Here is a 24,792-nt window from a genome sequence, read left to right as displayed (position 1 = left end):
GAGGGATTGCAGTGGAACCACTAGTATTAGACGGGAAACTTGTTGCATCTGAGGTAAAGGAAAGCCTAAAGTCTAGAGTTGCTATATTAAAGGAGAATGGTATTACTCCATGTCTTGCTACGGTGCTCGTTGGAGACGATCCATCTTCTGCTACGTATGTCAAGATGAAGGGCAATGCCTGCGCGAAGATCGGAATGGAATCAAGAAGAATTCATCTTCCCAAGGAAACGACAACGAATGAACTGTTGGACGTTATCCATGAGCTTAATCAAGACCCTTCCGTTCATGGCATTCTCTTGCAGCATCCTGTACCTCATCACATTGATGAACGTGCTGCCTTTGAAGCGATTTCCATTGAAAAAGACGTTGATGGAGTCACGAGCCACGGGTTCGGTCAAAATTCATTAGGGTTTGGTGAATATCCTTCGTGCACACCTGCTGCAATCATGAGCATCATCGATTACTACGGTGTGTCCCTCGAAAGGAAACATGCTGTCGTTGTAGGAAGAAGCCCGATTCTAGGAAAGCCTGTGTCCATGATGCTGTTGAATCGAAACGCTACGGTGACGACCTGTCATTCGTATACAGAGAATCTGCCTGACATTCTCTCTACTGCAGATATCGTGGTGGCAGCAGTCGGTAAACCTAACTTCATTCAAGGTGACTGGCTTAAAGAAGGTGCTGTCGTTCTTGATGCGGGATATAACAAAGGGAACGTCGGAGACATAGACTATGAAGCATGCTATGAAAAAGCGAGCGCGATTACCCCTGTACCAGGCGGAGTTGGCCCCGTGACCATCTCTATGCTATTAAAGCAGACCGTTGATTCTGCTGAGAAATATGGTTCTGTACTTGAACATTCATAATAAATATCCTTTAAGAGACTGACCCATTATGGGAGCCAGTCTCTTTTTTTCCTATTTCGGACTTATTTTTTCTACATTTCAGGAAAGAATGGTAAGGAATAGAAAGATAAAGGAGCGTTCATATGGATAAACAACACCAAAATGCTTTCTCTGAAACACCTGAGCCCTATTGGAGGGAAACGACTAAACTCCCCATATTTAAAAAGCTTGATAAAAACATAAAAGTGGACGTAACCGTTGTAGGCGGAGGGATAGCAGGCATCACCACTGCCTATCTGTTAGCCAAAGGCGGGAAAAAAGTGGCTCTTATTGAGGCTGATCATATATTGAACGGAACAACGGGGCACACAACCGCTAAAATTTCCGCTCAACACGGATTGATTTATGATGAGCTCATCCAGCATTTTGGAGTAGAGTTTGCAAAGAAATACTATCTGTCTCAGACAAAGGCTCTTCAGTTTATTAAAGATACAATTTCCAGTGAAAATATAGATTGTCATTTTACAGAAGAGGACTCGTATGTATACGCGACTACTGATCAATATGCTACAAAAATCGAGAAGGAGTACGAGGCGTATCAGAAGTTAGAGATTATGGGAGAGCTCATCAAAAAACTCCCGATCGATCTATCCATTAAAAACGCAGTCGTAATGAAAGACCAGGCACAGTTTCACCCTTTAAAATATCTTAAAGCCTTGATTGATTCTTATACGGGACTTGGCGGTCAAATATTTGAAGGAACTGCGGCTAAAACCATTAACGAAGGAGACTCCAATCAAGTTGTGACTGCAGACGGTTATCATCTGGATAGCGAGCAAGTTGTCATCTGCTCTCACTTTCCTTTTTATGATGGAATGGGTTTTTATTTCACAAAGATGTATGCGGAACGCTCGTACATTCTTGGAGTAAAAGCGAAAAAGGATTATCCGGGAGGCATGTACTTAAGTGCAGAAGATCCTACCCGTTCCCTCCGTTCTCAAGAGGATGAAAATGGAGAGAATCTCATCCTGATCGGTGGGGATAATCATAAAACAGGACAAGGAAAGGATACGTTGGATCATTATAAAGCTCTCAAAGTTTTTGGTGAAGAAGTGCTTGGAATTGAAGAAATTCGTTATAGATGGTCAGCACAGGATCTTATCACGTTAGACAAAGTTCCTTATATCGGTAAATTAACGGAAAAGCATCCTTCCATTTTCGTAGCCACAGGCTTTAAAAAATGGGGCATGACGTCCGGAACTCTGGCGGGGCAAATTCTATCAGAACAAATTTTAGGAAATCACCATATTTATGCTGACGTATATACTCCTTCCCGTTTTGTCGCAGATCCAAGCATCAAACATTTCTTCAAAGAGAACATAAATGTAGCGGGACAACTCATTAAAGGAAAGCTTCAAATTCCAACTAAAAAGGTACAGGAGCTACAAAAAGGCGAAGGCGACGTGGTGAATCTGAACGGGCGACGTTGTGGTGGATACCGGGATGAAACAGGTAAGCTGCACGTCGTAGACACCACCTGTACCCATCTCGGCTGTGAAACCGAATGGAACCACGGAGACCACACATGGGACTGCCCTTGTCACGGATCACGCTTCTCCATTGATGGGGAAGTAATTGAAGGACCTGCTAAGAAACCTCTTACAAGGTTTGAAGTGACCGATTGAGGGACGGACCTCTGGAAAGAAACTTCCGATTATTGTCGAATATAGCCTGGGAAATAAACCGGATCCTAAAGTATTTGACATATTTTGTCGCAATACACAGAAGAATATTTCCTCGATTATGTCTCAAACTATAAATGCTTGAGTTACTATTTTTGGGAGGGATTCTGAATGGGACGTACTAAAAAAGGTAACCGTAATGCTCAAAGTAATACGAATGCTAAACAAAATCGAACAAGTTCTGAATTAGTGGAGTTTACAACCGGGCAAGCGAATACGAAGAAAAACCGACCACAAGACTAGTAACAAGTAGCTGATTGATTGAAGAATAACCGGCAGTAACGCTGCGTCAGGTTATTCTTTTCTTATTTCTCCTGATCCATTCATCTTTCCGTAGAGGAATCTCTCTCCCAACCTCGAATACGTTATAGAGAAATTGATTAGGAGGAATGAATGATGCAAGAACAAATGTTATTTCAACAAATGGAATTCATCCGGCTTCGAACACTGGCTGCTCTCGATGCGACAACGGAACAGCAGGCGGATGAAGTGCCTCCTGGATTCAGAAATTCAATCCGATGGAATTTAGGACATATTCTACTGTCTCAGGAAAACCTGTTATACTCCTTTGCAGGGGAAATCGACCGTAAAACACTTCCACCTGAATATGGGGAGCTATTTGGCTTCAATACGAGCCCAGACACCTGGAATACACTCACACCTCCCACACTGAAGGAACTTCGTGAGAAATTGGAGGCACAACCGCAAAGAATGAAAGAAGCATTCTCCGGTCGCTTGGACGAAACAGGAGAGAAGCCGTTTGTTCTTGGTGAACATACTACGTTTACCACTTTAGGTGAAGTTCTTTCCTTCGCTAACTGGCATGAAGGCTTACATCAAGGAACCATAACGTCTATTAAGCGTGTACAAGGAATTGAAAACCTTTGGGAGAAAGTTGAAGAAAAGATAGAAAGATAAAAAGACATGGCGGCTCCTACGCTGCCGTGTCTTTTTATCTGCCTTTAAACAAAATTAAAAAATCTTCGTACCCTTCTTCTTCTAACTTACCCTTGGGAATAAATCGTAAAGAAGCAGAATTGATGCAATACCGAAGACCTTTAGGACCGGGTCCATCTGTGAACACATGCCCGAGATGAGAATCAGCTTCCCTGCTTCTTACCTCCACTCTTGTAGAACGATGAGAGAGGTCATATTGTTCTTTGACGCTTGCATCCATGACAGGCTTTGTAAAACTTGGCCAGCCGCACCCACTATCATACTGATCTTTGGATGTGAATAAAGGTTCACCCGAAACGATATCAACGTATAAACCTTCTTCCTTGTTATCCCAATACTCGTTTTCGTAAGGTGACTCTGTTCCATTTTCCTGGGTAACAAAGTATTGCATTTCTGTTAGCTGTTCCTTTAAATGGGCTCGATCATTTGGCCAATACTCCTTCAAAAAATCTTCCCGCCCGGATCCACGCTTATATAAAGCATATCGGAAGGCATTTTCCTTATAGAAATCCTGATGATAATCTTCAGCAGGATAAAATTCGCTTGCAGGGAGAACCTTCGTCACCAAAGGTTTCGTGAAAATACCACTCTGCTCCAATTTTCGTTTTGAATCTTCAGCAAGTTTTTTTTGATTATCGTTATGATAAAAAATGGCTGTTCGATAGGAGTCACCCCGATCTTTAAACTGTCCCCCTGAATCTGTCGGATCAATTTGCTTCCAGTATAGATCCAGCAGTTTCTCATAAGGGTACTGATTAGGATCAAACGTGATTTGTACAGCTTCATAGTGTCCTGTTACCCCGGAGATCACTTCTTTATATGTTGGATTTGCGGATTTACCTCCTGTATATCCGGAGACAATACGCTCAATTCCTTCCTGTTCATCAAAAGGCTCGACCATACACCAGAAACAGCCTCCTGCAAAAGTCGCATGTTCCATTTCATCACCTCTTTCGTTTCACGTGAAACACTCATCGGTTATAGATTTCTTACCCTAAATTCATCCTTCAAAGTAAAGATGATAATGACTCTGACACCCCGGGTTAAAGGATGCTCGACAATGAGGACAAACCGATTGGCAATTCATATATTGTAAAATGGTTAACTCATTCTTACATTCTCCACAAAGAATCGCTTTCGTATTCCACTCGTTCTTTGACCAAAGGATCGGATCATGATCTGCCATTTCGTCATGACATATATGACAAGGATAGTACGTGTTACAGCACTTAAATTTAATTGCGATGATATCTTTGGGGGTACGGTAATGTTTGCATTTCGTTTTAGAGTCCACTTCTACGCCAGATACAGGAATCAACTTTTCAGGCATGTTCCATCCTCCCTTTTAATTACGTAGTAGATTTCGATATACAAAGCCGATTTTCCTACAAAAAAATGAAACTAGTCATCTACCATCGATGCATTCTTAGTCTATTAATCTATCTGTACTATACAATGAATGCTAAAAGAAAGGGAGGGGGAAGATTATTGAAGTTGATAGCATTCGAAACTCAATGTAGAAAAAAATATTGTAGAAGCAAAGGCACGGTGGTCCATTCATTGCACAAAAAAAGCAGGGGCATAAACGTCCGCCCCTTTTCTTAACTCATATGTTCCAGAATTCCGGTTAAATTTCTGTATTCAAAGTGTGGTTTGACCCCTAATTCATCCATCACTTTATCCTGACGATTGATCCAAGCCGTATAGAATCCAAAGTTCGTCGCTCCTGCAATGTCCCATGGGTTAGAAGACATAAACAGTACTTCTTCCCTTCTGACCCCAAGCTTTTCAAGTACGAGCTGGTAAGACATCGGGGTCGGTTTAAACTGCTTCACTTCATCAACAGTCAAAACCTCATCCAGTAAATGCCCAAAGGAAGATTGCTCAACGAGAGGAGAAAGCATATCCAGTGAACCATTGGAAAAGATGGCTTTTTGATAAGGTTTCAGTTCTTGCAACACACTCCCTACTTCTTCATAGTGGTCTAATTCCAAGTAAGCCTCCAGCAATTCCTTCTCTTTTCCTTCAGTAAGGTCAACTCCAGCTTGCTTAGCCGCATAATGGAGAGCATCTTTCGTTATTGTAAAAAAAGTCGTATACGTACCCATTAATTGACGTAAAAAACTATATTCAAGCTGCTTCTTGCGCCACACCTGGCTGATTTCCTCCCCTTTATCAGGAAAGAGTTCATTACATTTTTCAATGACGGAATGAACATCGAAAAGTGTTCCATACGCATCGAACACAAAAGCCTTTATATTGAGTTTTGACATACGTATCCTCCTCTTCCATTCTTCTTATATAATAGACCATTTTATATAAATTAAACTTTTCCACATATAAGCGAATTCATTTCACATCCATGCTTTTTATGATATATTACTTCGAGTATCTAAATATATTATGGAGGTGGTCACAATGATTGCAGAACCACATGCACAGGCATCTCCTTCCTATACAAAGACGATTCTGCTTTTGAGCTTAACCGTCTGGCTGGTTGTCATGAATACCACCATGTTTAATGTAGCACTCCCCAATGTCTTAAAGGATTTCTCTTTAGCCCCTTCTGAAGGAGCCTGGATTGTATCGGGATACTCCATCGTACTCGCCATTTGCACCATTACATATACGCGCCTGGCAGACTACATTCCGATCAGGAGGCTGCTTATCCTGGGCATTTCCATTTTCGGGCTGGCATCGTTCATAGGTTTCTTTGCCCATAGCTTTACCTGGCTATTGCTCTCCCGTTTATTCCAAGCGGCAGGTGCTGCAGCCATCCCCGGTCTATCCATGGTGTTTGCCGGACGTTTTGTCCCGATGGCAAGACGCGGCCGGGCATTGGCTATGATTGCCTCAGCTTCTTCCCTGGGCTTTGGATTAGGGCCGGTCGTAGGTGGCGTGATTACCGATTATTTAAGTTGGAACTATTTATTTCTAATCACGTTATGTGTCCTTGGAATGATTCCTGTACTAAACCGCTTCCTGCCGGATGAGACGAACAGGAAAGGGTACTTTGATGTATGGGGAGGCCTTTTAACCGGAATCGGGATTACGTTCTTTCTGCTGTTTATTTCAACTTTCGACTGGTATTATTTCGCAGGTGCCGTTGTATTCTTTGGAGGACTGTGGATTCGGATCCATAAGATCGAACTACCTTTTATACAACCCAGCTTGATACGGGACAAAGGATACCGTCAGATTTTATATATGAGTTTCCTGGGTTTCGCCACTCACTTTGCGATTCTAATCGTCATGCCTCTTATGCTTCAGCATGTATTTGGTAAAAACCCGACAGCGGTCGGATTCATTATCTTTCCGGGTGCGATGCTGTCGGCAGTGGCAGCTATTTATGTAGGAAGACTGATTGATCGGTATGGAAATATGAAGGTGATGGTCCTTGCACATATCCTTCTGATCATTTCAACCGTCATCTTTTATATCTTATCACCCCACAGCGAATACATGATTATGCTGGCTTATATGTTTACGAGCTTTGGCTTCTCAAGTCTATCGTCAAGCTCGACCAACGAAGTATCCCGGGTGATGAGTAAAGAGCTGATTGCTTCAGGAATCGGCATGAAACAGCTTACCCACTTCGTAGGCAGTGCATCTGGTTCTGTTCTGGGAGGAATCATTGTCGAGATGGGCGGAGCAGAATTCCCTGTGGATTCCTTTCAGAATACATTCCTTGTTCTGATCGTATTAATGACGTTATCCCTTTTTCTATTGTTTTTATACCGCCAAAGAATCAACGATCAATAAGATCAGGTCCAGGCAGATATTTGCCTGGACCTATTTTTTATAAAAGGCTCTTTTCGTAAAAATTGTAGCTTATTGTAGAGGGAGAAAGTAATAGTTGATTTCCGCTACAGGATGATCGCTTTCCGCGGGGCTGGCGGTGAGCCTCCGGGGTCTCACCTGTCCAGCTACGGGGCTTAGGGGCTCGAGGTCATAAGCCAAGTCTGCCAAAAAGGCAAAGAGCGCCTTTCCGGCAGACTCGTCTTATGCTTGTCGCCCCTGGGCAAAGCCCCTCCGCTTTTCGTACTGTCCAGCTATTCCCGCAGGAGTCGAGCATCCTGCAGCGAGGATCAACTTTCTAAGCATGAATCCTTAAATGGAAAACAATTAAAACAAGAATTTTAGCAAACAATCTCATTTAAGGTAAGTAGAGATTGATTATCTTATAAGAAAGAAGAATTTTATTAGTAACTTTGTTTTCTTGCACACCTTGAAGCTCCGTAGAGAAAATTTTGTTAAATATCGAGAGGGGAACAGCGCAGACTCCTGCAGAAGTACGGGCGTGCTGAGACCCCGTTCGGGTAAGCTGAGGAGTCTCGGCCGAACGCTAGCTGCAAGGGAGCAGTTCCCCTCACTATCTAGCATAAACTGGTTGACAGAGCCCTCGCAGATTCTATATTAGAAAACAACAATCTTTGCGAAAAGAGCTTTGTAAAAAAATCGTGCTCATCTTAGCCTTCATGGATTCCTCCGCTACCATTAAGGGTATAGTAAGAAAAAAACAGTAGAACAGGGGAATTCAATTGAAAACAAAGAAAAAGTGGTATAAGAAGAAAAGATGGTGGATCGGAGGGATCATCGTATTGACCCTTACCGTCGTCATGTTTTACCACCGGGTAAAGCCGTTACCCCCAGGGATATCCTACGCTGGCAACACCTATACCATACCAGAAAAGGATGTTGAGTTCCTATACGACCTTACATACCAAAAAGACGGGAAAGAGCAATATGACCATTCGATCTTTAATGAAGTCTATCAAACGATAGAAGAAGCAGAAGATTTTCTTATTCTGGACTTATTTTTAGTGAATGGTTACACAAAAGGTGATCGTGATTACCCTAAAATCAGTGAAAAGTTATCGAAAAAAATTCAACAACAGATGAAAAAGAAGCCTGATCTGAAAGTAATCTTCATCAGTGATGTTGTCAATACCACGTATGGATCCCATACAGCTGAACAATTGGAACCTTTAGAAGACCTTGGGGCTGAAGTCATTTATACCGATTTAAACCGCCTCAGAGATCCCAATATCTTATACTCAGGGGTTTGGAGAACTGCTCTAGGCTGGTTTGGTCAGGATGGCTATGGTTGGCTCCCCAATCCCATGGCTTCATCTGCACCCAAGGTAACCATGAGATCGTATCTGAAATTATTAAATGTAAAAGCAAATCATCGAAAAGTCGTCATTTCAGAGAACGCGGGACTTATTCTTTCCGCCAACCCCCATGACGCCAGCGGTTTTCACTCAAATATAGGTTTCAAGGTCAAAGGGGAAATACTTAAGGACATGGTGAAAGCCGAGAAGGCAGTGGCAGCATTTTCAGGGGGGAACGTAGAGGCATTCCCTACTGAGGAAGACTTAGATCAGTCTATTAAAAAGCTTTCCCCTGGGGAGACCTCCGTTAAAGCACAGATCCTTACAGAAAAGAAAGTTCAAACAAGTGTCGTCAATGCTATGAATAAAGCAAAGAAAGGGGATGAAGTATGGATCGGGATGTTCTATCTTGCAGATCGTGACATTATCGATGCCATAGGGAATGCGGCTGATCGTGAAGTAGAGGTACGATTAGTACTAGACCCTAATCAGAATGCCTTCGGTCAAGAAAAGATAGGGTTACCCAACCTGCCAATCGCTTCAGAACTGCACAACTTAGACAATGACCATATTACGATTCGCTGGTACAACACCAATAAGGAACAATACCATACTAAGTTCATTTATATAAAAGGGGCGAAAGAGAGTACCGTTATCGGAGGATCCAGTAATTACACATCGAGAAACTTAGATGATTATAACTTAGAAGAAAATATAAAGATTGTGGCACCGAATGACAGTAAAACCATGTCAGATATTGATCAGTATTTTAACCGTACCTGGAACAACAAAGATGGCACCTACACCGTTAAATATGAGGAATATCAGGATAAGCTGCCTGCCTTTAAATATGTCATGTATATCTTGCAAAAAATCTTCCAAGTGACCACCTATTAGGTTTTAATTCCACACTAAAAGGGAATTAAATCAGTAACAACATACAAAAAACATTACATGGAGGTTAGAAAGATGGGTATTATTTTGTACTTAATCGTAGGTGGAATAATAGGTTGGTTAGCTGGTCTTATATTAGGTAAAAACGTTCCTGGTGGAATCATCGGAAACATCATCGCAGGTATTATCGGTGCATGGATCGGCGGAGAGCTCCTTGGAAGCTTCGGACCATCCCTTGCAGGAATCGCCATCATTCCAGCCTTACTCGGAGCGATCATCTTTGTATTCCTGTTAAGCTTACTGCTAAGAGGGATGAGAAAGACTACTCATTAAAAACACTGAAACCCCTGGATTCCAGGGGTTTTTCATTTGTCCTTAAAGATAAAAAAAACAGCCAATGTTGGCTGCCCTCTTAATACGTCATCGATTTCTTATGTCTTCTTTTATTCCGGTACTTCTTATAAAACGGGTAAATAATAGGTCCCCATTTGATCAGTCTTCCAATTAAACGTTTCATGCAGGTAACCTCCTTTGTATAGTAATCTATACCCGAATATGCAGAATGAAAACATATGCTAGAATAAAGGCATGACGAATGACGAGGTGTTTCACATGCATATAACAGAAGAATTAGCTTATCCAATCATCTCAAAATTAAAAACCATCGTTAGTACTAATATTAATATTATGAACGAGACCGGCGTGATTGTTGCCAGCACTGATTCTACACGTATGAATCAAGTACATGAAGGGGCTCTGTATGTCCTCAAACAAAAAAGACCATTAATCATTTCTGAACACGACTTAGGTAAGTATCATGGTTCGAAAGAAGGCATCAACCTCCCTATTGAGTTCCTGGGAGAAATGATCGGCGTCGTTGGGGTTACAGGTTCTCCACATGAATTAGATCAGTTTGTGAAAATCGTGAAAATCACCGTTGAAGTCATGCTTCAACAGGTTCATTTCCACAATCAATTGCAGCATCAAAAAACATTAATGGATAATTGGTTATTAGATTTGGTACACCCTCATTATTTTGATGAAAGAAAAAATGAAGCATTTGCTCATCACTACTTACATCTTGAAACGAGCCAAAACGTTCACATTTTGTTGGTTCAGTTTGACGACTTATCCGCTCACTCAACAACCAACCTTCCTTTACCAATGGTCAAAGAAGAGCTATTAAGGAGAATGAAGCTTCAATTACCAAAGGTGCACTTTCAATCCTTCATTACCGACTCCCACTGCGTCATAGGAATCCCTTCAAGTATTTGCCCCTCTGAGGAAGAAGCGATAATTCTGGCAAAACGTTTGCAACACCATTTACAGGAAAAGCATGTCAAGGTGAAAACGGCTGTAGGCAATGTATATTCAGGAGTTAGCGGGTACAGAAAATCTTATTTGGAAGCACACAACTCCCTAGAATTACAGGAACGCTTTCCACAGTTCACCGGCTATATTCATATCCAGGAATGGGGGATCATGGATTTCATAAAGCAAATCCCCATTGATGTACGTAAGGAATTTATGGACCGTTATAATGAACGAATCCTTCAATTGAGTACCACCTTGCGACATACATTACAACGATTATTCGATTGCCAATTAAACATGAAAGAAACGGCGAACTCATTACATATTCACCGAAACACCCTCCTGTACAGGCTTGAAAGTGTCGAGGAACTGACAGGTCTAAATCCACGGCAATTTGATGACGCCATATTACTTCGGTTTATCCTAATTATCCAGGAAATGAATAAAGAGTTGTAAAATATGATTGTGCACATGCACAATCTTTTTTCATTTTATGAAGAATTGTTTAGATGAATCCACATTGTAACCGCTTACCTAAATTGGTTAAATAAAAGAATAGATTATATTTTCTGAAAAAAGGAGCCGCTATGAATATTCTTATTGCCCCCGATTCATTTAAAGGAAGTTTAAGCTCACTCGAGGTTGGAACCATTATGGAAAAAGCCTTTCTTGATGAATCTTCGAGCTTTAAAACGAACGTCATCCCCATGGCCGATGGTGGCGAAGGAACGCTTGAGACCTTAATTTACGCAACGGGAGGAAAAAAAGTAAAAACGATCGCAACCGGTCCCTTAGGAGAAAAAGTTCACACTGAGTACGGTGTGTCAGGAGATCAAAAGACAGCCGTTATTGAAATAGCTTCCATTGCAGGCTTACCAATGGTGCCGATTGAAAAACGCAATCCCTACTACACAACGTCGTATGGGATTGGAGAAGTTATTATAACAGCCATAGAAGAAGGTTACCGAAGCTTCATTATTGCTCTAGGCGGAAGCTCGACGAATGATGGAGGGTTCGGAATGCTGCAATCACTCGGCGTCAGCTTCTATGACGAAGAAGGGATCGCTGTCGGGTCCTTTGGAAAAGATCTGAGATTCATTTCCAAAGTGGACTGGAGCAGCCTTCATCCCCTTGTAAAAGAGTGTACCTTTCACATTGCTTCAGATGTCGAGAACCCTTTATGCGGTGAAACAGGAGCCTCTTCTGTATTTGGTCCACAAAAAGGAGCCAATAAAGATCAGGTGAAGGAGCTTGATCAACAGCTGCTTCACTACAGTCAATTACTTAAAAGAGAAAAAGGAATCGATTTTCAAGATACGAAAGGTGCCGGTGCGGCCGGAGGACTTGGCTTTGCCTTTATGCATTTAAACGGAACAATCGAATCCGGAGCAAAGCTGGTTGCTGAAGCGACCAATCTTTCAACTGCCATTCGGGAGGCTGATTGGATTCTCACCGGTGAAGGACAAAGTGATCATCAAACATTGTTTGGTAAACTACCCTCCTATATTGCAACCATCGCAAAACAGCATCAAACTCCAGTATCACTTATTGCAGGGAGCTTAGGAGAAGGTTATCAAACTTTATACGAAGACTTTACCAGCTGTCATTCCATTGCCATTGGACCAATTGACCTTGCTGAGAGCATCAGTCGGGCTGAAGAACTGCTTTACCATGAAACAAGGAACATCGCACGAATTTTACACGTAACAAAGGGAGAAAGATAAAGGGGGAAAATCTTATGTCAGGAATCTGGTTATTTACGGTTATTGTATTAGGGGTAGGATTTATCATTTTCACAACGGCAAAATTGAAGCTTCAGCCTTTTCTATCGTTATTGTTTGCCGCGTTCTTGGTTGGTATATTTGCAGGCTTACCACTGAATACAGTCGTAGAAGCAGTCAACGGCGGGTTTGGAGGGTTAATGGGGTATATTGGTATCGTCATCGTTGCCGGTACCATTATCGGGACGATTCTAGAGAAATCAGGTGCCGCTCTCAGAATGGCAGAAGTGGTTCTGCGTTTAGTGGGGGAAAAGAGACCTCAACTGGCCATGTCCCTAATCGGTGCCATTGTGAGTATCCCTGTCTTCTGCGACTCCGGATACGTCATTCTCTCAAGCTTAAAAAAAGCTTTGGCAAAGCGTGCAAAAGTAGCCTTAGCTTCCATGTCTGTTGCACTGGCAACGGGGTTATATGCCACCCATACTCTGGTACCGCCCACTCCAGGCCCTATTGCCGCAGCTGGAAACATCGGTGCCAGCGACTACTTAGGAACCATTATTTTAATCGGGTTGATTGTAGCCATTCCTACGATTCTAGCAGGTTATCTTTGGGCCATTAAGGTCGCAAGTAAAATTGAAATCGAGGGTGAAGAAGAACTGGATCTGGATTATGATGAGATTGTCAAATCCTTTGGGGAACTTCCTTCAACGTTCAAATCCTTTGCTCCGATTGTACTTCCCATCCTATTGATTGGTGCAGGATCAGTCGTCAGCTTCTTTCAATGGAAAGGCGGAGCAGCGGATGTTCTCTTATTCATCGGTTCCCCTGTTGTTGCTTTGCTTATAGGTGTCCTGTCTGCGTTTGCCCTCATGCCGAAATGGAATGAAGAAACCCTGAATGGCTGGGTAACTCAAGGTATGAAAGATGCAACCAATATTCTATTAATCACAGGCGCAGGAGGAGCATTCGGTTCCGTTATCAAGGCGACTCCCGTTGCTGAATTGATTCAAGGAATCGCCGACGGGGGATTACTTTCCGGTGCACTGGTCTTACTCATTCCATTTATTGTTGCAGCTCTATTAAAATCGGCTCAGGGATCTTCTACCGCTGCACTTGTCATTACTTCATCCCTGATAGCTCCATTACTTCCACAAATGGGGATTGATGGAGCCGTGCCTCTTGCTTTAGTCGTTATGGCCATTGGTGCAGGGGCTATGACAGTCAGTCATGTCAATGACAGTTATTTCTGGGTTGTAACCCAATTCAGCGGAATGAAAGTCACAGATGCTTATAAGGCGCAAACTGCAGCTACGCTGGTTCAGGGTTTAACGGCTCTTGTATTCACTTTACTGCTATGGGTCATCCTTGTGTAACTAGGTCAATCACACCTACTCCTTTCCAATAAATTGAAAGGAGTTTTTTGTCGAATAGGGTAAATCCTCCCCGGGAAATAATTACTTACCCGTACATTTCAAGAACCAAAAAAGCAACCAGTTACTGTACCTGGTTGCTTTTTTAGTGCTATTTACTACTTTTCGATTCTGCAATCTTCCCCAAGAAAAAACCGTCAACCTCGCTTATTTTCCCACGCCACATGATTTTCCCTTTGGAAGGGGTTGGCTTACTGTCGCCACAGTACACCTTGGTGTTCTTCAAATGAATGAAATGGGCTTCAGCGCTCTGGTTTTCATCTACTGACTCTCCGGCCTTCGCCAGCTCCTCACTAAGCTTCTGGGCCACTTCACTGCCATCCTCAAAGGTTTCACTTAATGAGTCGAAGTATTCCTTTGCAGAAACGAGAGTACCTGTTATGACGGCTCCTTTGACGTTTAACGTGATGTCTAATGAAAAGTCATGCTTGTTTGATGCTTGTACAAAAAATTCTAAGATACTATCCTTCCCTGTACCTGATTCTAAACTCATTTTCACATCTCCTTTTTACGTTAAGCTACTGTATCGTCTTCGGTAGAGAGTGTTGTATCTTCTTCTTGATCTTCGTCTTTATCATCATCTTTTTTAGCAGATTTTTTACTTTTAGCGTTTGTCTTGCGGGTAGAACGCTTCTTACCCTTTGAACCTGACTTACCGTTTGATTTCTTCTTGCTTGAAGTTTCTTCCTCATCGTCGCTATCATCATCGTCTTCTTCGTTTTCATCTTCATTAGTGTCTTCGTCTTCTTCATCGTCTTCTTCTTCATCTGTCGCTTCTTCTTTGGACTTTTTAGAAGCTTTCTTTCTAGAAGTGGTTTCTTCTTCATCCTCGTCTTCCTCGTCATCACTTCCATCTTCACGAGTCGCGGCAATTTGATTCATTTTCTCTTCTAATTGCTGCAAGCGGTTCTGAAGTTCCTCATTTTCTTGTTTAAGGGCGTCATAGTCCTGGTTCGACTCATCTTCAGAACTGTTCGTTTCAGTTGAATTCACGTCAGTCTCCGTGTCTTCAGACGCTTCCTCATCTTTATCACGCTTAAACAAGTTGGCTGTTGAAGATTTTAGTGACACAGCAGCTTTTCTGGATCTTTCTTTTGCTGCTTTCCCAAAGTCCAGGCTTTTGCTTTTGATTTTCTCTTGATCGATACGATCTAAAAGTTTTTTTCCATTTTCAGGTGTTGCCAGATACCCTACAGTTGCTCCCAACAGACTTCCAGCTACGGTTCTCTTAATAGGGCCGCCTCTTCTTGTTTTATTCTCATTTGTTGAATCCTTTTCTTGTCCTTGATTCTCAACTGTCGTGTTTTGCGTATTTTTTTCTGCCATCGGTAAAACCTCCAATTAGTTTGTTTCCGCCTGGTTCAGACGGTTCGTATCCAGTTTCTTTTCAAGTGATTCCAATCGTTCCTGTAATTTCTTATTTTCCTCTTCAAGTGCTTTCGTGTTGTTATCTGCGGCTTTGGAACTTAAGTAAGGATCATTTTCCCACCAGTCCATGCCTATTTCTTTTGCTTTATCTACAGAAGCAACGATTAAGCGGATTTTAATCGTAAGCAGCTCGACATCGGCAATTCCCACCGTAATATCTCCTGCTACGACCACACCTTTATCTAATATCTTTTCTAATACATCCACTATTGTGTTGGATTGTACCGGATGCTCCATTCCCATCATGTAACCTCCCTAATCGGCCTTACATTAAGCTCCCTAAAGGACCAAGGTCTATATTCAAGTCTTCTGCATCAAGACCAAATACCTCTTTTAACTCTTCCATTTTTTCTTCGAGATTCATAAGGGCAATGCCCAGATTCTCCACTTGTTCATCCGTTAAAGTACCGCCTTCAACACGCCTCATTGCATGTCTTTCGACGATTTGCCTTAATAGTTCTACAACGGTCAATACAAGTTGCGCTAAGCCTTGTTCTGCTTTTTCCGGGTCGAAATTAATTCGCCCATTTGTCCCGCTGGCCTGTGGCATGAATCAATCCCTCCCTTTCTTTATCGAATTGATCGGACGTTACCGTTTTACGTGTTCCTTGCTTGTGTTGAACCAATGTCTCAACTGAGGAAATCAGCACTCTCAAATCCAGATACACGAGATCGACACCTGCAATGGATATAATCAAATCTCCCTTTATCGCCACACCTTTATCGAGAATGACATCCAATATGTCTATAAGTGCAATATCTTTGTTTTCTATCGATTCTCTTACTGTCATATTTCTCATTCCTTGTTTTGTGATTAAGAAAAACTAGAAAAATGATAAGGTGGCCAAGGGCCGGATGCTTCAATTTTCCAACCGGCGTGTCCCAGTTCTTCCTCGTATTGCTTAATTTCATCTACAAATTCATCAACATTGGATACTGGAAGGAGAAACACACTATTCCAAGCCATATGTTCTTGTCTGCCTGTTACATCCTTACTCCAATTTTTTTTGATATTTCCATGGAGGGAATGTTCCTTCAGCTTTTCATGAACCTCTTCACAGAGTCGATTCTTTTCGTTTTCAAGCTCCCGATCAATCAGCTGATCGATTTTTTTCTTTTCAAAGAACTGCCTGCCCTTTGGTAATTCACTGATTTCTTTTCTTTTGGCTTCGATAGACGGATTGCTTTCGCTTACCTGCTTCTTCAGCAGCTTATCGTCACAGTAGATTTTGACGTTCCACTCTTCATTGCCATCCAGCTGAGTAAAGGTCGTTTCCAGCTTGTTTCGACTGCCTTCTATCGTGGACTTAAGGCTATCCTCGTTCTTGTACAATGTACAGAACTTCAGGGGAATGATGGTATACATCTTTGAAACCATCAGAACGGTTTCGTGATGATGAAACGCCTTTTCCTGAAGCCAGTCCATGTCGTTATCGACTTTGTCCTTAATGGTTTCTTCTGAGTATTCATTCGGTTGCAGATCACAGACAATTGCTGTCACGTCACCGATTTCAATTGTATAAAGTTCACCTTCTCCATCGAATCCTTTCATGGAGGGAAGAGATTTTTCATTTGCTTCTTTTGTTGGGACTAAGCCGTATAAATAAAGTAAATCGCTCATTTGATCACCCTTATTTCTTTTTCGTTAGTTCTTCCCATTGCTCCATTTCCATCTGTTTCGCAATTTCATATCGTGCTAGTAACTCATCTTCTTTTTCCTGGAATGCTTCCTCAGGAATTTCACCTAATTCATACATCATTTGAAGCTGAATCAACTTTTGTTGAATGGTAGGAAGGTCGTATAATTCTTTGTCTGCTTCTTCTTTAATCTTTTCGCCGACTTTAATGACTAAATTAATTGGTGCACTCACCAATTTATGAATCATCAGCCTTCCTCAACCTTCAAGCGTATATTGACAAAATTGTATGCCGGCCATGGGCCAGTGTAGTTAAATTCGACCTTATCCTTCCACTTTTCATGTGCTTCGTTCACCTTTTGATCGAAGACTTCTTCCTGGTCCCGATCAATTAAGAAAGAAGCGTTGAGAAGCATTTTTTCACTTGAAGGGTCATTTGCCTTTGCTGATACGGCTGTTTCCTCAAGGGGGGCATAGACTTCCTGCTTCACCTCATTTTGAAGGGAAGTAAATAGCTTCTGAGCCATTCCTCCAAGCTGAATGCGATCATAATACGCGGCAGATTCAGATTTCCCTTTAACGGCTGATGCCATTTTTTCTACCTGCGGGTTTTCTTTAACCATCGCTTCCAGCCATTCCTTTTTACCGATAACCTTTAAGCCCAGCTCGATTTTCCCTTTAATTGCCGGGAAAAGGGTTTCGAACTGAGGATAAAGGTTTTCTAGAAGAGCCTGCACATCGTCTCTTGATTTAAAGACATTCCCGAAGCTGATCGGGATGACCGTATCTTTTTGATCCATCACCCGTGATACGGCACCTTGGTGCATGAGTAAATTCTGCTTCTTAGGATGATAGATTTTCATCGGCACTTCTGCTGCTACCATAGCGGCGTCCTTATATCTGATCGTGAACGTCTCGCGTTCCTCACCTTCGATTTCAATGGAACCAAATTGATCGTCTTCTTCTGTCTGGATGGCACAAAATATATAAATTCCCATTTCTTCCTGACTCATCATGAAACTCTCCTTTATTCCTCAGATATCTTCATACTTTTGCATGCATCTATAATCAGTTGTTCTGCTTTTTCTTGTGGGTTTTCTCCATCGATACATCGGCTTAAACTGTGTGCTACTATATCAACACATAGACGTTGAAAGTCTGAATCCTTACCGTCTATGGGGATGTCTGATTCAATGGCGAGCCTCGCGATCATTAAGGAAGCACGCAAGCTCGGTCCGTTCATTTCGTTTGTACATTGATCACGTAATGTAGAGACAAGTGTTGTAATCGCTCTTGCTTCACTCATAACCAAGTTTGCTTTTTCCGATACAATCATTGCCTCTTGTTCTGCTCCCTTGTAATCTACGCTAATGGTAATCAACCGATCCAGGAGAGCATCCTGTGTTTGATAAACCCCTGCATATTCTGCAGGATTACTAGTAAATATGATTGCAAATTCCGGGTGTACGCGAATAAAAGGTTCCGTTAGCTTCGATCCATATAAAGGAATGATTCCTTCTTCTAAAATGGATAGAAAGATATTATTCGTTGTCGGCTGTGATCTTGTAAATTCATCGTATACAAGGGTATAGCCATTCTTTACTGCTTCCAGTAAACGACCGTCTCTCCATGTTTCGGTGACACTTTCATCCTTTTTGTAAACAGATCGAACATATTGATCGACCACTTTTTTACTCGTATAACCTGTGAAATCACCAATTAAGTCTTTATTATTCAGTTCATGATTTCCGTGCATGAGCATCACCGGTCTTTTTCTCTTCTTGGCAAGTGCCAGAGCAAGAGACGTTTTTCCGGCTCCGGAAGGACCTGTAAAATGTACAGGATATCCAGCTTTAAGGTATTGCAATGAGCGCGAAAGCAATTCTTTCGTTTCATCGTCTTGGATTAATGCCCTGCTATCCTTTTTGATCCGTTTTGTTAAGACCGTCACTTACAATTCCCTCCTACTCGCTCATCCACTACATTTCCTGTCCGATGGCACTTCTGTAACGGATATCCCGTCGTTTAAATGATGTGACTTCCTTTTCTTTATTGAGAAGAACATCATATGTTCCCAGCATTTCGTCTTTAGCATATTTCTTCATATATTCTTTTTCTTCAATTACCTCGACTTGAAGCTTCCATCCTTCGTCTTCTGTCAATTCCACCGACGTAATCTTATGGACTGGAGCTACATGTTCATTGAAGAAATCCGTCACACTATTCATGATTTCTTTGATTACCATAGTTGCCTCCTACTGTAGTTGAAGGGGGAGGGTGCCAATAATGGCCCCCTTCAAACACATATTCTTTTGCTGTCACTCCATTTAAATGCTGAACTGGGAGCTTCTTTCATTCTGCTGAGTAGCAAGGCCGTTTTCTTCGACATCATCTCGAAGTAGGCCCACTGCTTCTGCATAACGCAACCATGTATCTACGCTTGCAATGACAACCCTTGCTTCAACCGTTAAAATTTCAATCCCAACGACAGATACTCTTGCAAATGCATCAATGACAATACCTTTGTCAAGGATACGGTCAATCACTTCTGCTAAACTTGAACTATTATTACTCTTTTGAATAGCCAATTGTTATTCTCCTTCCGGTGTTTAAGAACAGATCGTCTTAATGTCTTTTGAAGATTTAATGTTTTCTGAACTTTTGATTTCTGTAGAACTCTTTATGTTAAAGGAGCTCTTGATGTCACTTGCTCCTTTAATATTTGCAGCGCCATTCATTTTTGTTTGTTTATCATTTGATGAAGAAATTTTCTTTTGAAATTCTTCACCTGCTTCTTTGGCATTTCCTATCTTTTCCCGAACGGAAAGCAGGACATCCTGGACTTTTTCCTTAGCTTCTTCAGCTTTGGTATGAACATTGGCCGCATTTTTCTCTTTTGCCTTCTCTAACTTCTCGGATGCTTCGCCTGCTTTTGATTGAATACCGCCTTCAACACTGTTCACAAATGTTTCTTTCGCTTTCTCTTTCATCGTGTCTTTCACTTTCTCTTTCACAGGCTCTGGAGCGTGATCGTATGCTTTTTTAGCCATCTTGCCAACTGCTTTTTTCATCGGCTTACTCATGTAATGCCCCCTTCAGGGATGCGACTATTTCTTAGACTCCACTAAGCTGTTAAGCATTTCTTCGATACGTTCTAAACGCTCATTCAAATTCTTGTTTTCTTCTTTGATTTCTTCTAATTCTTCTGATTGATTGGAAGAGTTCTCGCCGCTATCTGCCTTGGCATCAGTGTTTTCCGATGCCTCTTCTTTTTTCTTCTTTGGTGCAAGCAAACCGCCTTCCAACTTGCTCATATATCCGGTAGCCGATTGTCTCAAGGTAATAATGGCTTGCTCTGTCAGGAATTCCTGTGCTGATCTTCTCAGTTCTTTAGTAGCGGCTTTCATCACTTCTGACTTCCCTAAACTGTCCACTACTTTCTTACCTGTACCAGGATTTGAAAGTAATCCGATACCAGCCCCGACTACTCCTCCGATAATCGCATAATTCATGGATTGTCTGTTTTCAGCTGTTTGCTCTTCGGTTTCTTCAGTGCTTTTCTTTTCTTCTACTTGTTGACTGCTTTTTGTTTCTGCCATATTCATCCTCTTTTCTACCAAAATAGTAAAACTATATTTTATTTACTTGTTTAAATGCTAAACGCTGTTCCTCTTTCATTTTCCTGCTTCGCTAACCCTTCTTCTTGAACTTCGTCTCTTAAAAGCCCAACTGCCTCTGCATATCGTAACCATGTATCTACACTTGCAATGACGACTCGCGCTTCTATTGTAAGAATTTCTATTCCCACTAAGGAAACTCTGGCAAATGCATCAATGACTATTCCTTTATCCAGGATTCTATCAATTACTTCTGCGAGACTTGAGCTATCGTTACTTTTTTGAATACTCATCGAATCTCTCCTCTTAATTGGTGTAGCCAATGACTGGGTGCAAGTTTTATATTCGGTTTAATCGGTGTTTACCTCGATTTCCACCTATGCTAAACCAGGAGGTGGAAATCATTTGAAGTAAACTGCCATTTTTTATACATGTTTAAGTACGTTTTTTTCACCTTGTAACATTTCTCTCTTACAGTTATCTGGCTTGTAAGGTTTTTTGGAGAAAAAATAATTCAAATAAGACAAATTGATTACAGTTTCTAAAGGAGAAATCGGGTTGAAATGAAAGGAAGAATGTGATTTTCATCGGGGGGGAAGGGTGTAAATGATTCTTTATGAAAAAATCTTTGCAAAAAAAAGAACCAGAAGCATCACGCTTTTCAGCTTTGCTTCTGGTTCTTTTCCTATTTATTCATTTGAGAAAGAAAATCGCCTAAGAGATCTTCCATCGTTTCTTCTTTAGGTTCTTCTTCAACGGTTTCCTGGGGCTTCATGGCACTGTCCCAATCAAAGTTGTCCAATTCTTCGTCAGTAGAGTAAGAACGCTTATCTATTACATCTTCATCCGGTGCATCATCCATCACTTGATCAAGGGACCACTCTCTTGATGAATCGTGACTTGCTGCAGATTCTTCCTGAAGATAGAGCGCTTCATCAATATCCAACGAATTGCTGCTTAAGGAAGCTAGAAGAGAGGCTGTACGAACCGGGTTTGAAAGCAGTTGGTACACGATACTCCCCAACAGCGCTTCTGAGTGTTCATGCTTCAACCAGTCACGCTGGGATTTATCCAATCCCTTCGGAAGTGGGATTGTAATGGCTTCTCTCTGCTTGGAAATCGTATCATTTACTCCATTTAATACAAGCTCTGCAATTTTACTGGAGAAATTTCGTTTTTCCGTTTCCTTTAGCTTTTGTAAATGCTTTAATACATGATCAGGTGTATCAGAAGGAATTCGAAACGTAATCGGCTGTCCCCTCGACATCCCTTTTCCATTCATACCATCACCCTATTTGGTTTTCGCTAATTTTTGTTCTTCTTTCTGGGTTTGTTGTTTTTGGGTCTTTCTTGAGAAGTCAGCAATCAGCTTGTAATAAGCATTGGCCATCATCCAAATGCTTTCCTTCTCATCTTCAAAGAAGTCGATATTATACCCATCAAGATTGTTATTAAGCGTCTTGATATACTCTTTCAGGACGCTTGATCCCCCACCAATGAAGTAGCAGATTTCCGTTTGAGAATTCTTTTGCCACATATTGCGAAGGTGACGGTATTGCTTCTTAGCAAGTTCAAGCATAATACGGTCAACGATGTCATGTACGCTTGTACGACTTCCTTTAACCATAATATGATTACGATCATTTTTCTTCGTGATGATTTCTACCACATCACGTCGGCTGTCGAGCTCGATACCATGTCTTGAGCGGATTTCCTCTCGGATCCATTCAAGAGATTCAGAAACACCAAGGTTAAAACCTTGGGCTTTATCATCGTCTACTTTTCGGTCCTTAATGACCGCGATATCCGTCGATAAGCCACCGATATCTTGAATTAAGATACGCTTATCAATAAGGTCTTTATTAATGATGTTCAGATTGTTATCCATTACAAGGTTGATGAATGCTGCGAAGCCTTCAGGGTATACCTTTACTTCATCAAATTTAATATTCACTTTGATGCCTTGATAACGGGGGGTTACCAGGAACTCTACTTGGTGTACAGAACCTAATAATCTTGAACGGTACCCGACATCTTTACCTTCCTTAACTTCGCGAAGGGGAAGACCCGTACCCAATGTATAGTTTGCTTCTATTACCTTATTATTCTTTTTGAATTCAGAGTCGTTACGTGCTGCATCAAGAGCAATAGAAGCAAACAGCATGATCAGTGTTTGATCTTCTTCTGACTTACTGCTTCCCGGATCCAGTTCAGTAGAGTTATTGCTCTTCGTCGCCAGATTCCCGACACGATAAATCGCATTGTTATCTTTCAGAGTAGGGGAGTGGACACGGATATGTATGCCGTCTAGTGGGTCTTGTGTATCCAGCTCCTCAATTCCGATAATTGGACGATCTTCAATATCCCTTGCGATGACGTTTGGAATATTCACCTCACCGTCCATCTTTCCAAAAATACCTTTAAGAGAATCATTACCAACGTCAATGGCTGCAATTCGTGAATTCGTCATTAAAATCATCCTTTCATTCATGAGTAAGAATTTGTCATAAAATTTCAACTCTTACTCTCAGAGTATACAATTTCTCTTCACCGGTCAATCCTACTTTTCTATCGAATGTTGATGTCAAGATAGAGAGGAATTGTATACATTTTTGTATCGTTGTGTACGTTTTTTGTACACATCCTTACACACCAATATGTTTACTTGTTTGTGTACATGTATACATTTCCGTACACACTTGTATACGTTTTCGTTTACAAGTATACATTTTTGTAAACTTTGATTTTTTTACAAATTATTACTTGAAATTGTGCTCATTCTACTACTTTGTGAAACTAGGAATCTACCTTTTTTTCATTGAAAATGGGGATAAATAATATGTAGCTAATAAGAAATATCTAATAATAGAGATATGAAAATAAAATTATCAGGTATGAAAGAGGATGAAGATTACCAAATATATTGAACAAATAATAGGTTATAAAAAGGACTCGTTAAACGGAAAAGATAACAAAAAACCGAAAAAAAACTTCGACATTCAACATGCCGAAGTCTCTCACAGGTCTTATTTCGTTAGATTGCGTTATATTGCGTTATATTGCGTTATATTGGCTTCTTCACCTGGATGACTACCTTACCCTTAGCTCTGCCCGTTTCGACGTACTGAACGGCTTCCTGAGCCTCTTCAAGGGAGTACACCCTGTCTATTACAGGGCGAATACTCCCTTTTTCGACAAGATGTTTGATTTTTTCCAGCTGTTCCCCGCTGGGCTTCATGAATAAGAAGTGATAGTCTACGTTAAACTTCTTTTCGAGAGCACTTATATTTCTGCTAACTACAGAAAATAAGAGCCATTTTATGAAACCAAGATTGTTTTCTGCGGCAAATCTGCGGTTTGGCACTGCAGAAACAGACACGATTTTCCCATGAGGCTTGAGTATACGGAACGAACGATCGAGGACATCACCGCCTAACGTATCAAACACAGCATCATATTCGTTTAGAATCTCCTCAAATTTCTCTTCCCTGTAGTTGATCACTCTATCTGCTCCGAGAGAGGAAACTAAATCAAACCCCTTTTCACTTGCGGTTGTGGCTACAAATACACCCATTTCCTTTGCAAGCTGAATGGCAAAAGTCCCGACTCCCCCCGCTCCGGCGTGGATAAGGATCTTCTGGTCCGGTTTCAGCTGAAGGATTTCATGGAATGCCTGCCATGAGGTTAAACCAACCAGAGGAAGGGACGCTGCTTCTTCAAACGTAAGGTTTTCCGGTTTCAATGAAACATCATCTTCATGGACAGAAAGGTACTCAGTGAACGTACCGATCCGATTCTTGCGTGGCCTGCCGTACACTTCATCCCCAATTTGAAACTTACTCACCTTGGAACCTGATTGAATCACCTTACCGGAAAAGTCATTCCCCAACACCAATGGCATCTTGTAGCTCAATAGCATTTTCACCTTGCCATCCCTTATCTTGAAGTCAATAGGGTTGATACTCGCTGCGTGAATCTCCACTAAAACATCGTGTTCTCCCATGTCCGGAATCGGAAGGTCAGTAAGTTCTAAAGGAATAGTTTTCCCATATTGTTTTATGGTCATTGCTTTCATATAGATCATCCTTACAAT

General features: G+C 41.5%; 30 protein-coding genes. 10 read left to right on the top strand and 20 right to left on the bottom strand.

Annotated features, from left to right (window positions below):
• Positions 1–11 precede the first annotated feature (11 nt).
• The 4 genes from RSX31_RS16815 (at position 12) to RSX31_RS16800 (ending at position 3,505) form a co-directional block, all read left to right on the top strand.
• Positions 12–866: a tetrahydrofolate dehydrogenase/cyclohydrolase catalytic domain-containing protein gene (locus RSX31_RS16815; RefSeq protein WP_397548105.1), complete on the top strand. Its 855-nt coding sequence runs from the start codon at positions 12–14 to the stop codon at positions 864–866.
• Between the two features lie 122 nt (positions 867–988).
• The gene (locus RSX31_RS16810) at positions 989–2,530 is read left to right on the top strand and encodes an FAD-dependent oxidoreductase (protein ID WP_315635253.1); all 1,542 of its coding nucleotides are present in this window, start codon (positions 989–991) and stop codon (positions 2,528–2,530) included.
• Between the two features lie 168 nt (positions 2,531–2,698).
• Positions 2,699–2,830, top strand: a complete 132-nt coding sequence (locus RSX31_RS16805) for a hypothetical protein (protein ID WP_262372000.1) — start codon at positions 2,699–2,701, stop codon at positions 2,828–2,830.
• Positions 2,831–2,983: 153 nt separating this feature from the next.
• Positions 2,984–3,505 carry a DinB family protein gene (locus RSX31_RS16800; RefSeq protein WP_187443712.1) on the top strand — a complete coding sequence of 174 codons (522 nt, stop codon included), beginning with the start codon at positions 2,984–2,986 and terminating at the stop codon, positions 3,503–3,505.
• A gap of 34 nt (positions 3,506–3,539) precedes the next feature.
• Here the strand turns inward: RSX31_RS16800 and msrB are convergent, their stop codons facing one another.
• From msrB to RSX31_RS16785, 3 genes are all read right to left on the bottom strand, one after another.
• Positions 3,540–4,484 (bottom strand): peptide-methionine (R)-S-oxide reductase MsrB, encoded by a 945-nt coding sequence (msrB, locus tag RSX31_RS16795; protein WP_315635252.1) that lies wholly within the window; start codon positions 4,482–4,484, stop codon positions 3,540–3,542.
• 60 nt (positions 4,485–4,544) lie between these two features.
• Complete coding sequence (locus RSX31_RS16790; protein ID WP_315635251.1) at positions 4,545–4,874, bottom strand: CHY zinc finger protein; 330 nt, start codon at positions 4,872–4,874, stop codon at positions 4,545–4,547.
• A 271-nt stretch (positions 4,875–5,145) separates the two neighbouring features.
• Entirely contained in the window at positions 5,146–5,817 is a 672-nt protein-coding gene (locus tag RSX31_RS16785; protein ID WP_148996282.1) for a haloacid dehalogenase type II, read from the bottom strand.
• A gap of 145 nt (positions 5,818–5,962) precedes the next feature.
• On the opposite strand from RSX31_RS16785, the gene RSX31_RS16780 reads away from it, so the two are divergent.
• The 6 genes from RSX31_RS16780 (at position 5,963) to RSX31_RS16755 (ending at position 13,960) form a co-directional block, all read left to right on the top strand.
• Positions 5,963–7,306 (top strand): MFS transporter, encoded by a 1,344-nt coding sequence (locus RSX31_RS16780; protein ID WP_315635250.1) that lies wholly within the window; start codon positions 5,963–5,965, stop codon positions 7,304–7,306.
• 779 nt (positions 7,307–8,085) lie between these two features.
• Positions 8,086–9,555, top strand: a complete 1,470-nt coding sequence (locus RSX31_RS16775; protein WP_315635249.1) for a phospholipase D family protein — start codon at positions 8,086–8,088, stop codon at positions 9,553–9,555.
• 72 nt (positions 9,556–9,627) lie between these two features.
• Positions 9,628–9,885 (top strand): GlsB/YeaQ/YmgE family stress response membrane protein, encoded by a 258-nt coding sequence (locus RSX31_RS16770; RefSeq protein ID WP_113969324.1) that lies wholly within the window; start codon positions 9,628–9,630, stop codon positions 9,883–9,885.
• Positions 9,886–10,164: 279 nt separating this feature from the next.
• Complete coding sequence (locus tag RSX31_RS16765; RefSeq protein WP_315635248.1) at positions 10,165–11,322, top strand: CdaR family transcriptional regulator; 1,158 nt, start codon at positions 10,165–10,167, stop codon at positions 11,320–11,322.
• A 131-nt stretch (positions 11,323–11,453) separates the two neighbouring features.
• The gene (locus RSX31_RS16760) at positions 11,454–12,590 is read left to right on the top strand and encodes a glycerate kinase (protein WP_148996278.1); all 1,137 of its coding nucleotides are present in this window, start codon (positions 11,454–11,456) and stop codon (positions 12,588–12,590) included.
• A 14-nt stretch (positions 12,591–12,604) separates the two neighbouring features.
• Entirely contained in the window at positions 12,605–13,960 is a 1,356-nt protein-coding gene (locus RSX31_RS16755; RefSeq protein WP_149154886.1) for a GntP family permease, read from the top strand.
• A 148-nt stretch (positions 13,961–14,108) separates the two neighbouring features.
• Here RSX31_RS16755 and gvpU read toward each other — a convergent pair whose 3' ends face one another.
• The 17 genes from gvpU to RSX31_RS16670 all read right to left on the bottom strand — a co-directional run bounded on the left by gvpU (position 14,109) and on the right by RSX31_RS16670 (position 24,774).
• Positions 14,109–14,510 carry a gas vesicle accessory protein GvpU gene (gvpU, locus tag RSX31_RS16750; protein WP_148996276.1) on the bottom strand — a complete coding sequence of 134 codons (402 nt, stop codon included), beginning with the start codon at positions 14,508–14,510 and terminating at the stop codon, positions 14,109–14,111.
• A 20-nt stretch (positions 14,511–14,530) separates the two neighbouring features.
• Positions 14,531–15,343 carry a YtxH domain-containing protein gene (locus RSX31_RS16745; protein WP_315635247.1) on the bottom strand — a complete coding sequence of 271 codons (813 nt, stop codon included), beginning with the start codon at positions 15,341–15,343 and terminating at the stop codon, positions 14,531–14,533.
• Positions 15,344–15,358: 15 nt separating this feature from the next.
• A complete protein-coding gene (gene gvpJ, locus RSX31_RS16740; protein WP_148996483.1) occupies positions 15,359–15,688 on the bottom strand; it encodes a gas vesicle protein in 330 nt (109 codons plus the stop codon).
• A gap of 22 nt (positions 15,689–15,710) precedes the next feature.
• Positions 15,711–15,995, bottom strand: coding sequence for a gas vesicle protein K (locus tag RSX31_RS16735; protein ID WP_148970611.1), 285 nt, complete (start codon positions 15,993–15,995; stop codon positions 15,711–15,713).
• Positions 15,961–16,236: a gas vesicle protein gene (locus RSX31_RS16730; protein WP_044340208.1), complete on the bottom strand. Its 276-nt coding sequence runs from the start codon at positions 16,234–16,236 to the stop codon at positions 15,961–15,963. The genes RSX31_RS16735 and RSX31_RS16730 overlap by 35 nt, the downstream gene beginning before the upstream one ends.
• Before the next feature lie 23 nt (positions 16,237–16,259).
• Positions 16,260–17,066, bottom strand: coding sequence for a GvpL/GvpF family gas vesicle protein (locus tag RSX31_RS16725; RefSeq protein ID WP_315635246.1), 807 nt, complete (start codon positions 17,064–17,066; stop codon positions 16,260–16,262).
• Positions 17,067–17,076: 10 nt separating this feature from the next.
• A complete protein-coding gene (locus tag RSX31_RS16720; RefSeq protein ID WP_148970609.1) occupies positions 17,077–17,331 on the bottom strand; it encodes a gas vesicle protein GvpG in 255 nt (84 codons plus the stop codon).
• On the bottom strand, positions 17,331–18,095 hold the full coding sequence (locus RSX31_RS16715) for a GvpL/GvpF family gas vesicle protein (RefSeq protein ID WP_148970678.1): 765 nt from the start codon (positions 18,093–18,095) through the stop codon (positions 17,331–17,333). Before RSX31_RS16715 ends, RSX31_RS16720 begins: the two co-directional genes overlap by 1 nt.
• 14 nt (positions 18,096–18,109) lie before the next feature.
• Entirely contained in the window at positions 18,110–19,033 is a 924-nt protein-coding gene (gene gvpN / locus RSX31_RS16710) for a gas vesicle protein GvpN (RefSeq protein ID WP_315635245.1), read from the bottom strand.
• Between the two features lie 28 nt (positions 19,034–19,061).
• Positions 19,062–19,328, bottom strand: coding sequence for a gas vesicle protein GvpO (gene gvpO, locus RSX31_RS16705; protein ID WP_034764910.1), 267 nt, complete (start codon positions 19,326–19,328; stop codon positions 19,062–19,064).
• 81 nt (positions 19,329–19,409) lie between these two features.
• Positions 19,410–19,670, bottom strand: coding sequence for a gas vesicle protein GvpJ (gvpJ, locus tag RSX31_RS16700; protein WP_034764908.1), 261 nt, complete (start codon positions 19,668–19,670; stop codon positions 19,410–19,412).
• Between the two features lie 21 nt (positions 19,671–19,691).
• On the bottom strand, positions 19,692–20,165 hold the full coding sequence (gene gvpQ, locus RSX31_RS16695; protein ID WP_315635244.1) for a gas vesicle protein GvpQ: 474 nt from the start codon (positions 20,163–20,165) through the stop codon (positions 19,692–19,694).
• A gap of 24 nt (positions 20,166–20,189) precedes the next feature.
• Positions 20,190–20,681, bottom strand: coding sequence for a GvpT/GvpP family gas vesicle accessory protein (gvpT, locus tag RSX31_RS16690; RefSeq protein ID WP_315635243.1), 492 nt, complete (start codon positions 20,679–20,681; stop codon positions 20,190–20,192).
• A gap of 50 nt (positions 20,682–20,731) precedes the next feature.
• Complete coding sequence (gene gvpA / locus RSX31_RS16685) at positions 20,732–20,992, bottom strand: gas vesicle structural protein GvpA (protein ID WP_060674023.1); 261 nt, start codon at positions 20,990–20,992, stop codon at positions 20,732–20,734.
• A 392-nt stretch (positions 20,993–21,384) separates the two neighbouring features.
• The gene (locus RSX31_RS16680; RefSeq protein ID WP_148996271.1) at positions 21,385–21,981 is read right to left on the bottom strand and encodes an uL1 family ribosomal protein; all 597 of its coding nucleotides are present in this window, start codon (positions 21,979–21,981) and stop codon (positions 21,385–21,387) included.
• A gap of 9 nt (positions 21,982–21,990) precedes the next feature.
• On the bottom strand, positions 21,991–23,169 hold the full coding sequence (locus tag RSX31_RS16675; protein ID WP_315635242.1) for a ParM/StbA family protein: 1,179 nt from the start codon (positions 23,167–23,169) through the stop codon (positions 21,991–21,993).
• Between the two features lie 594 nt (positions 23,170–23,763).
• Positions 23,764–24,774, bottom strand: coding sequence for an NADP-dependent oxidoreductase (locus RSX31_RS16670; RefSeq protein ID WP_315635241.1), 1,011 nt, complete (start codon positions 24,772–24,774; stop codon positions 23,764–23,766).
• Between the last annotated feature and the right edge of the window lie 18 nt (positions 24,775–24,792).

The organism is Rossellomorea yichunensis, assembly GCF_032337515.1.
GTDB lineage: Bacteria > Bacillota > Bacilli > Bacillales > Bacillaceae_B > Rossellomorea > Rossellomorea yichunensis.
The sequence above is the reverse complement of the archived record's forward strand: the minus strand, read 5'-3'. Positions and strand labels throughout refer to the sequence as shown.

What these genes read in the sequence shown, in the direction of transcription:
- RSX31_RS16810 (WP_315635253.1), top strand. Translation starts at nt 989, where the DNA reads ATGGATAAACAACACCAAAATGCTTTCTCTGAAACACCTGAGCCCTAT.
- RSX31_RS16805 (WP_262372000.1), top strand. Translation starts at nt 2,699, where the DNA reads ATGGGACGTACTAAAAAAGGTAACCGTAATGCTCAAAGTAATACGAAT.
- RSX31_RS16800 (WP_187443712.1), top strand. Translation starts at nt 2,984, where the DNA reads ATGCAAGAACAAATGTTATTTCAACAAATGGAATTCATCCGGCTTCGA.
- msrB (WP_315635252.1), bottom strand. Translation starts at nt 4,484, where the DNA reads ATGGAACATGCGACTTTTGCAGGAGGCTGTTTCTGGTGTATGGTCGAG.
- RSX31_RS16790 (WP_315635251.1), bottom strand. Translation starts at nt 4,874, where the DNA reads ATGCCTGAAAAGTTGATTCCTGTATCTGGCGTAGAAGTGGACTCTAAA.
- RSX31_RS16785 (WP_148996282.1), bottom strand. Translation starts at nt 5,817, where the DNA reads ATGTCAAAACTCAATATAAAGGCTTTTGTGTTCGATGCGTATGGAACA.
- RSX31_RS16780 (WP_315635250.1), top strand. Translation starts at nt 5,963, where the DNA reads ATGATTGCAGAACCACATGCACAGGCATCTCCTTCCTATACAAAGACG.
- RSX31_RS16770 (WP_113969324.1), top strand. Translation starts at nt 9,628, where the DNA reads ATGGGTATTATTTTGTACTTAATCGTAGGTGGAATAATAGGTTGGTTA.
- RSX31_RS16765 (WP_315635248.1), top strand. Translation starts at nt 10,165, where the DNA reads ATGCATATAACAGAAGAATTAGCTTATCCAATCATCTCAAAATTAAAA.
- RSX31_RS16760 (WP_148996278.1), top strand. Translation starts at nt 11,454, where the DNA reads ATGAATATTCTTATTGCCCCCGATTCATTTAAAGGAAGTTTAAGCTCA.
- RSX31_RS16755 (WP_149154886.1), top strand. Translation starts at nt 12,605, where the DNA reads ATGTCAGGAATCTGGTTATTTACGGTTATTGTATTAGGGGTAGGATTT.
- gvpU (WP_148996276.1), bottom strand. Translation starts at nt 14,510, where the DNA reads ATGAGTTTAGAATCAGGTACAGGGAAGGATAGTATCTTAGAATTTTTT.
- RSX31_RS16745 (WP_315635247.1), bottom strand. Translation starts at nt 15,343, where the DNA reads ATGGCAGAAAAAAATACGCAAAACACGACAGTTGAGAATCAAGGACAA.
- gvpJ (WP_148996483.1), bottom strand. Translation starts at nt 15,688, where the DNA reads ATGGGAATGGAGCATCCGGTACAATCCAACACAATAGTGGATGTATTA.
- RSX31_RS16735 (WP_148970611.1), bottom strand. Translation starts at nt 15,995, where the DNA reads ATGCCACAGGCCAGCGGGACAAATGGGCGAATTAATTTCGACCCGGAA.
- RSX31_RS16730 (WP_044340208.1), bottom strand. Translation starts at nt 16,236, where the DNA reads ATGACAGTAAGAGAATCGATAGAAAACAAAGATATTGCACTTATAGAC.
- RSX31_RS16725 (WP_315635246.1), bottom strand. Translation starts at nt 17,066, where the DNA reads ATGAGCGATTTACTTTATTTATACGGCTTAGTCCCAACAAAAGAAGCA.
- RSX31_RS16720 (WP_148970609.1), bottom strand. Translation starts at nt 17,331, where the DNA reads ATGATTCATAAATTGGTGAGTGCACCAATTAATTTAGTCATTAAAGTC.
- RSX31_RS16715 (WP_148970678.1), bottom strand. Translation starts at nt 18,095, where the DNA reads ATGAGTCAGGAAGAAATGGGAATTTATATATTTTGTGCCATCCAGACA.
- gvpO (WP_034764910.1), bottom strand. Translation starts at nt 19,328, where the DNA reads ATGGTAATCAAAGAAATCATGAATAGTGTGACGGATTTCTTCAATGAA.
- gvpQ (WP_315635244.1), bottom strand. Translation starts at nt 20,165, where the DNA reads ATGAGTAAGCCGATGAAAAAAGCAGTTGGCAAGATGGCTAAAAAAGCA.
- gvpT (WP_315635243.1), bottom strand. Translation starts at nt 20,681, where the DNA reads ATGGCAGAAACAAAAAGCAGTCAACAAGTAGAAGAAAAGAAAAGCACT.
- gvpA (WP_060674023.1), bottom strand. Translation starts at nt 20,992, where the DNA reads ATGAGTATTCAAAAAAGTAACGATAGCTCAAGTCTCGCAGAAGTAATT.
- RSX31_RS16680 (WP_148996271.1), bottom strand. Translation starts at nt 21,981, where the DNA reads ATGAATGGAAAAGGGATGTCGAGGGGACAGCCGATTACGTTTCGAATT.
- RSX31_RS16675 (WP_315635242.1), bottom strand. Translation starts at nt 23,169, where the DNA reads ATGACGAATTCACGAATTGCAGCCATTGACGTTGGTAATGATTCTCTT.
- RSX31_RS16670 (WP_315635241.1), bottom strand. Translation starts at nt 24,774, where the DNA reads ATGAAAGCAATGACCATAAAACAATATGGGAAAACTATTCCTTTAGAA.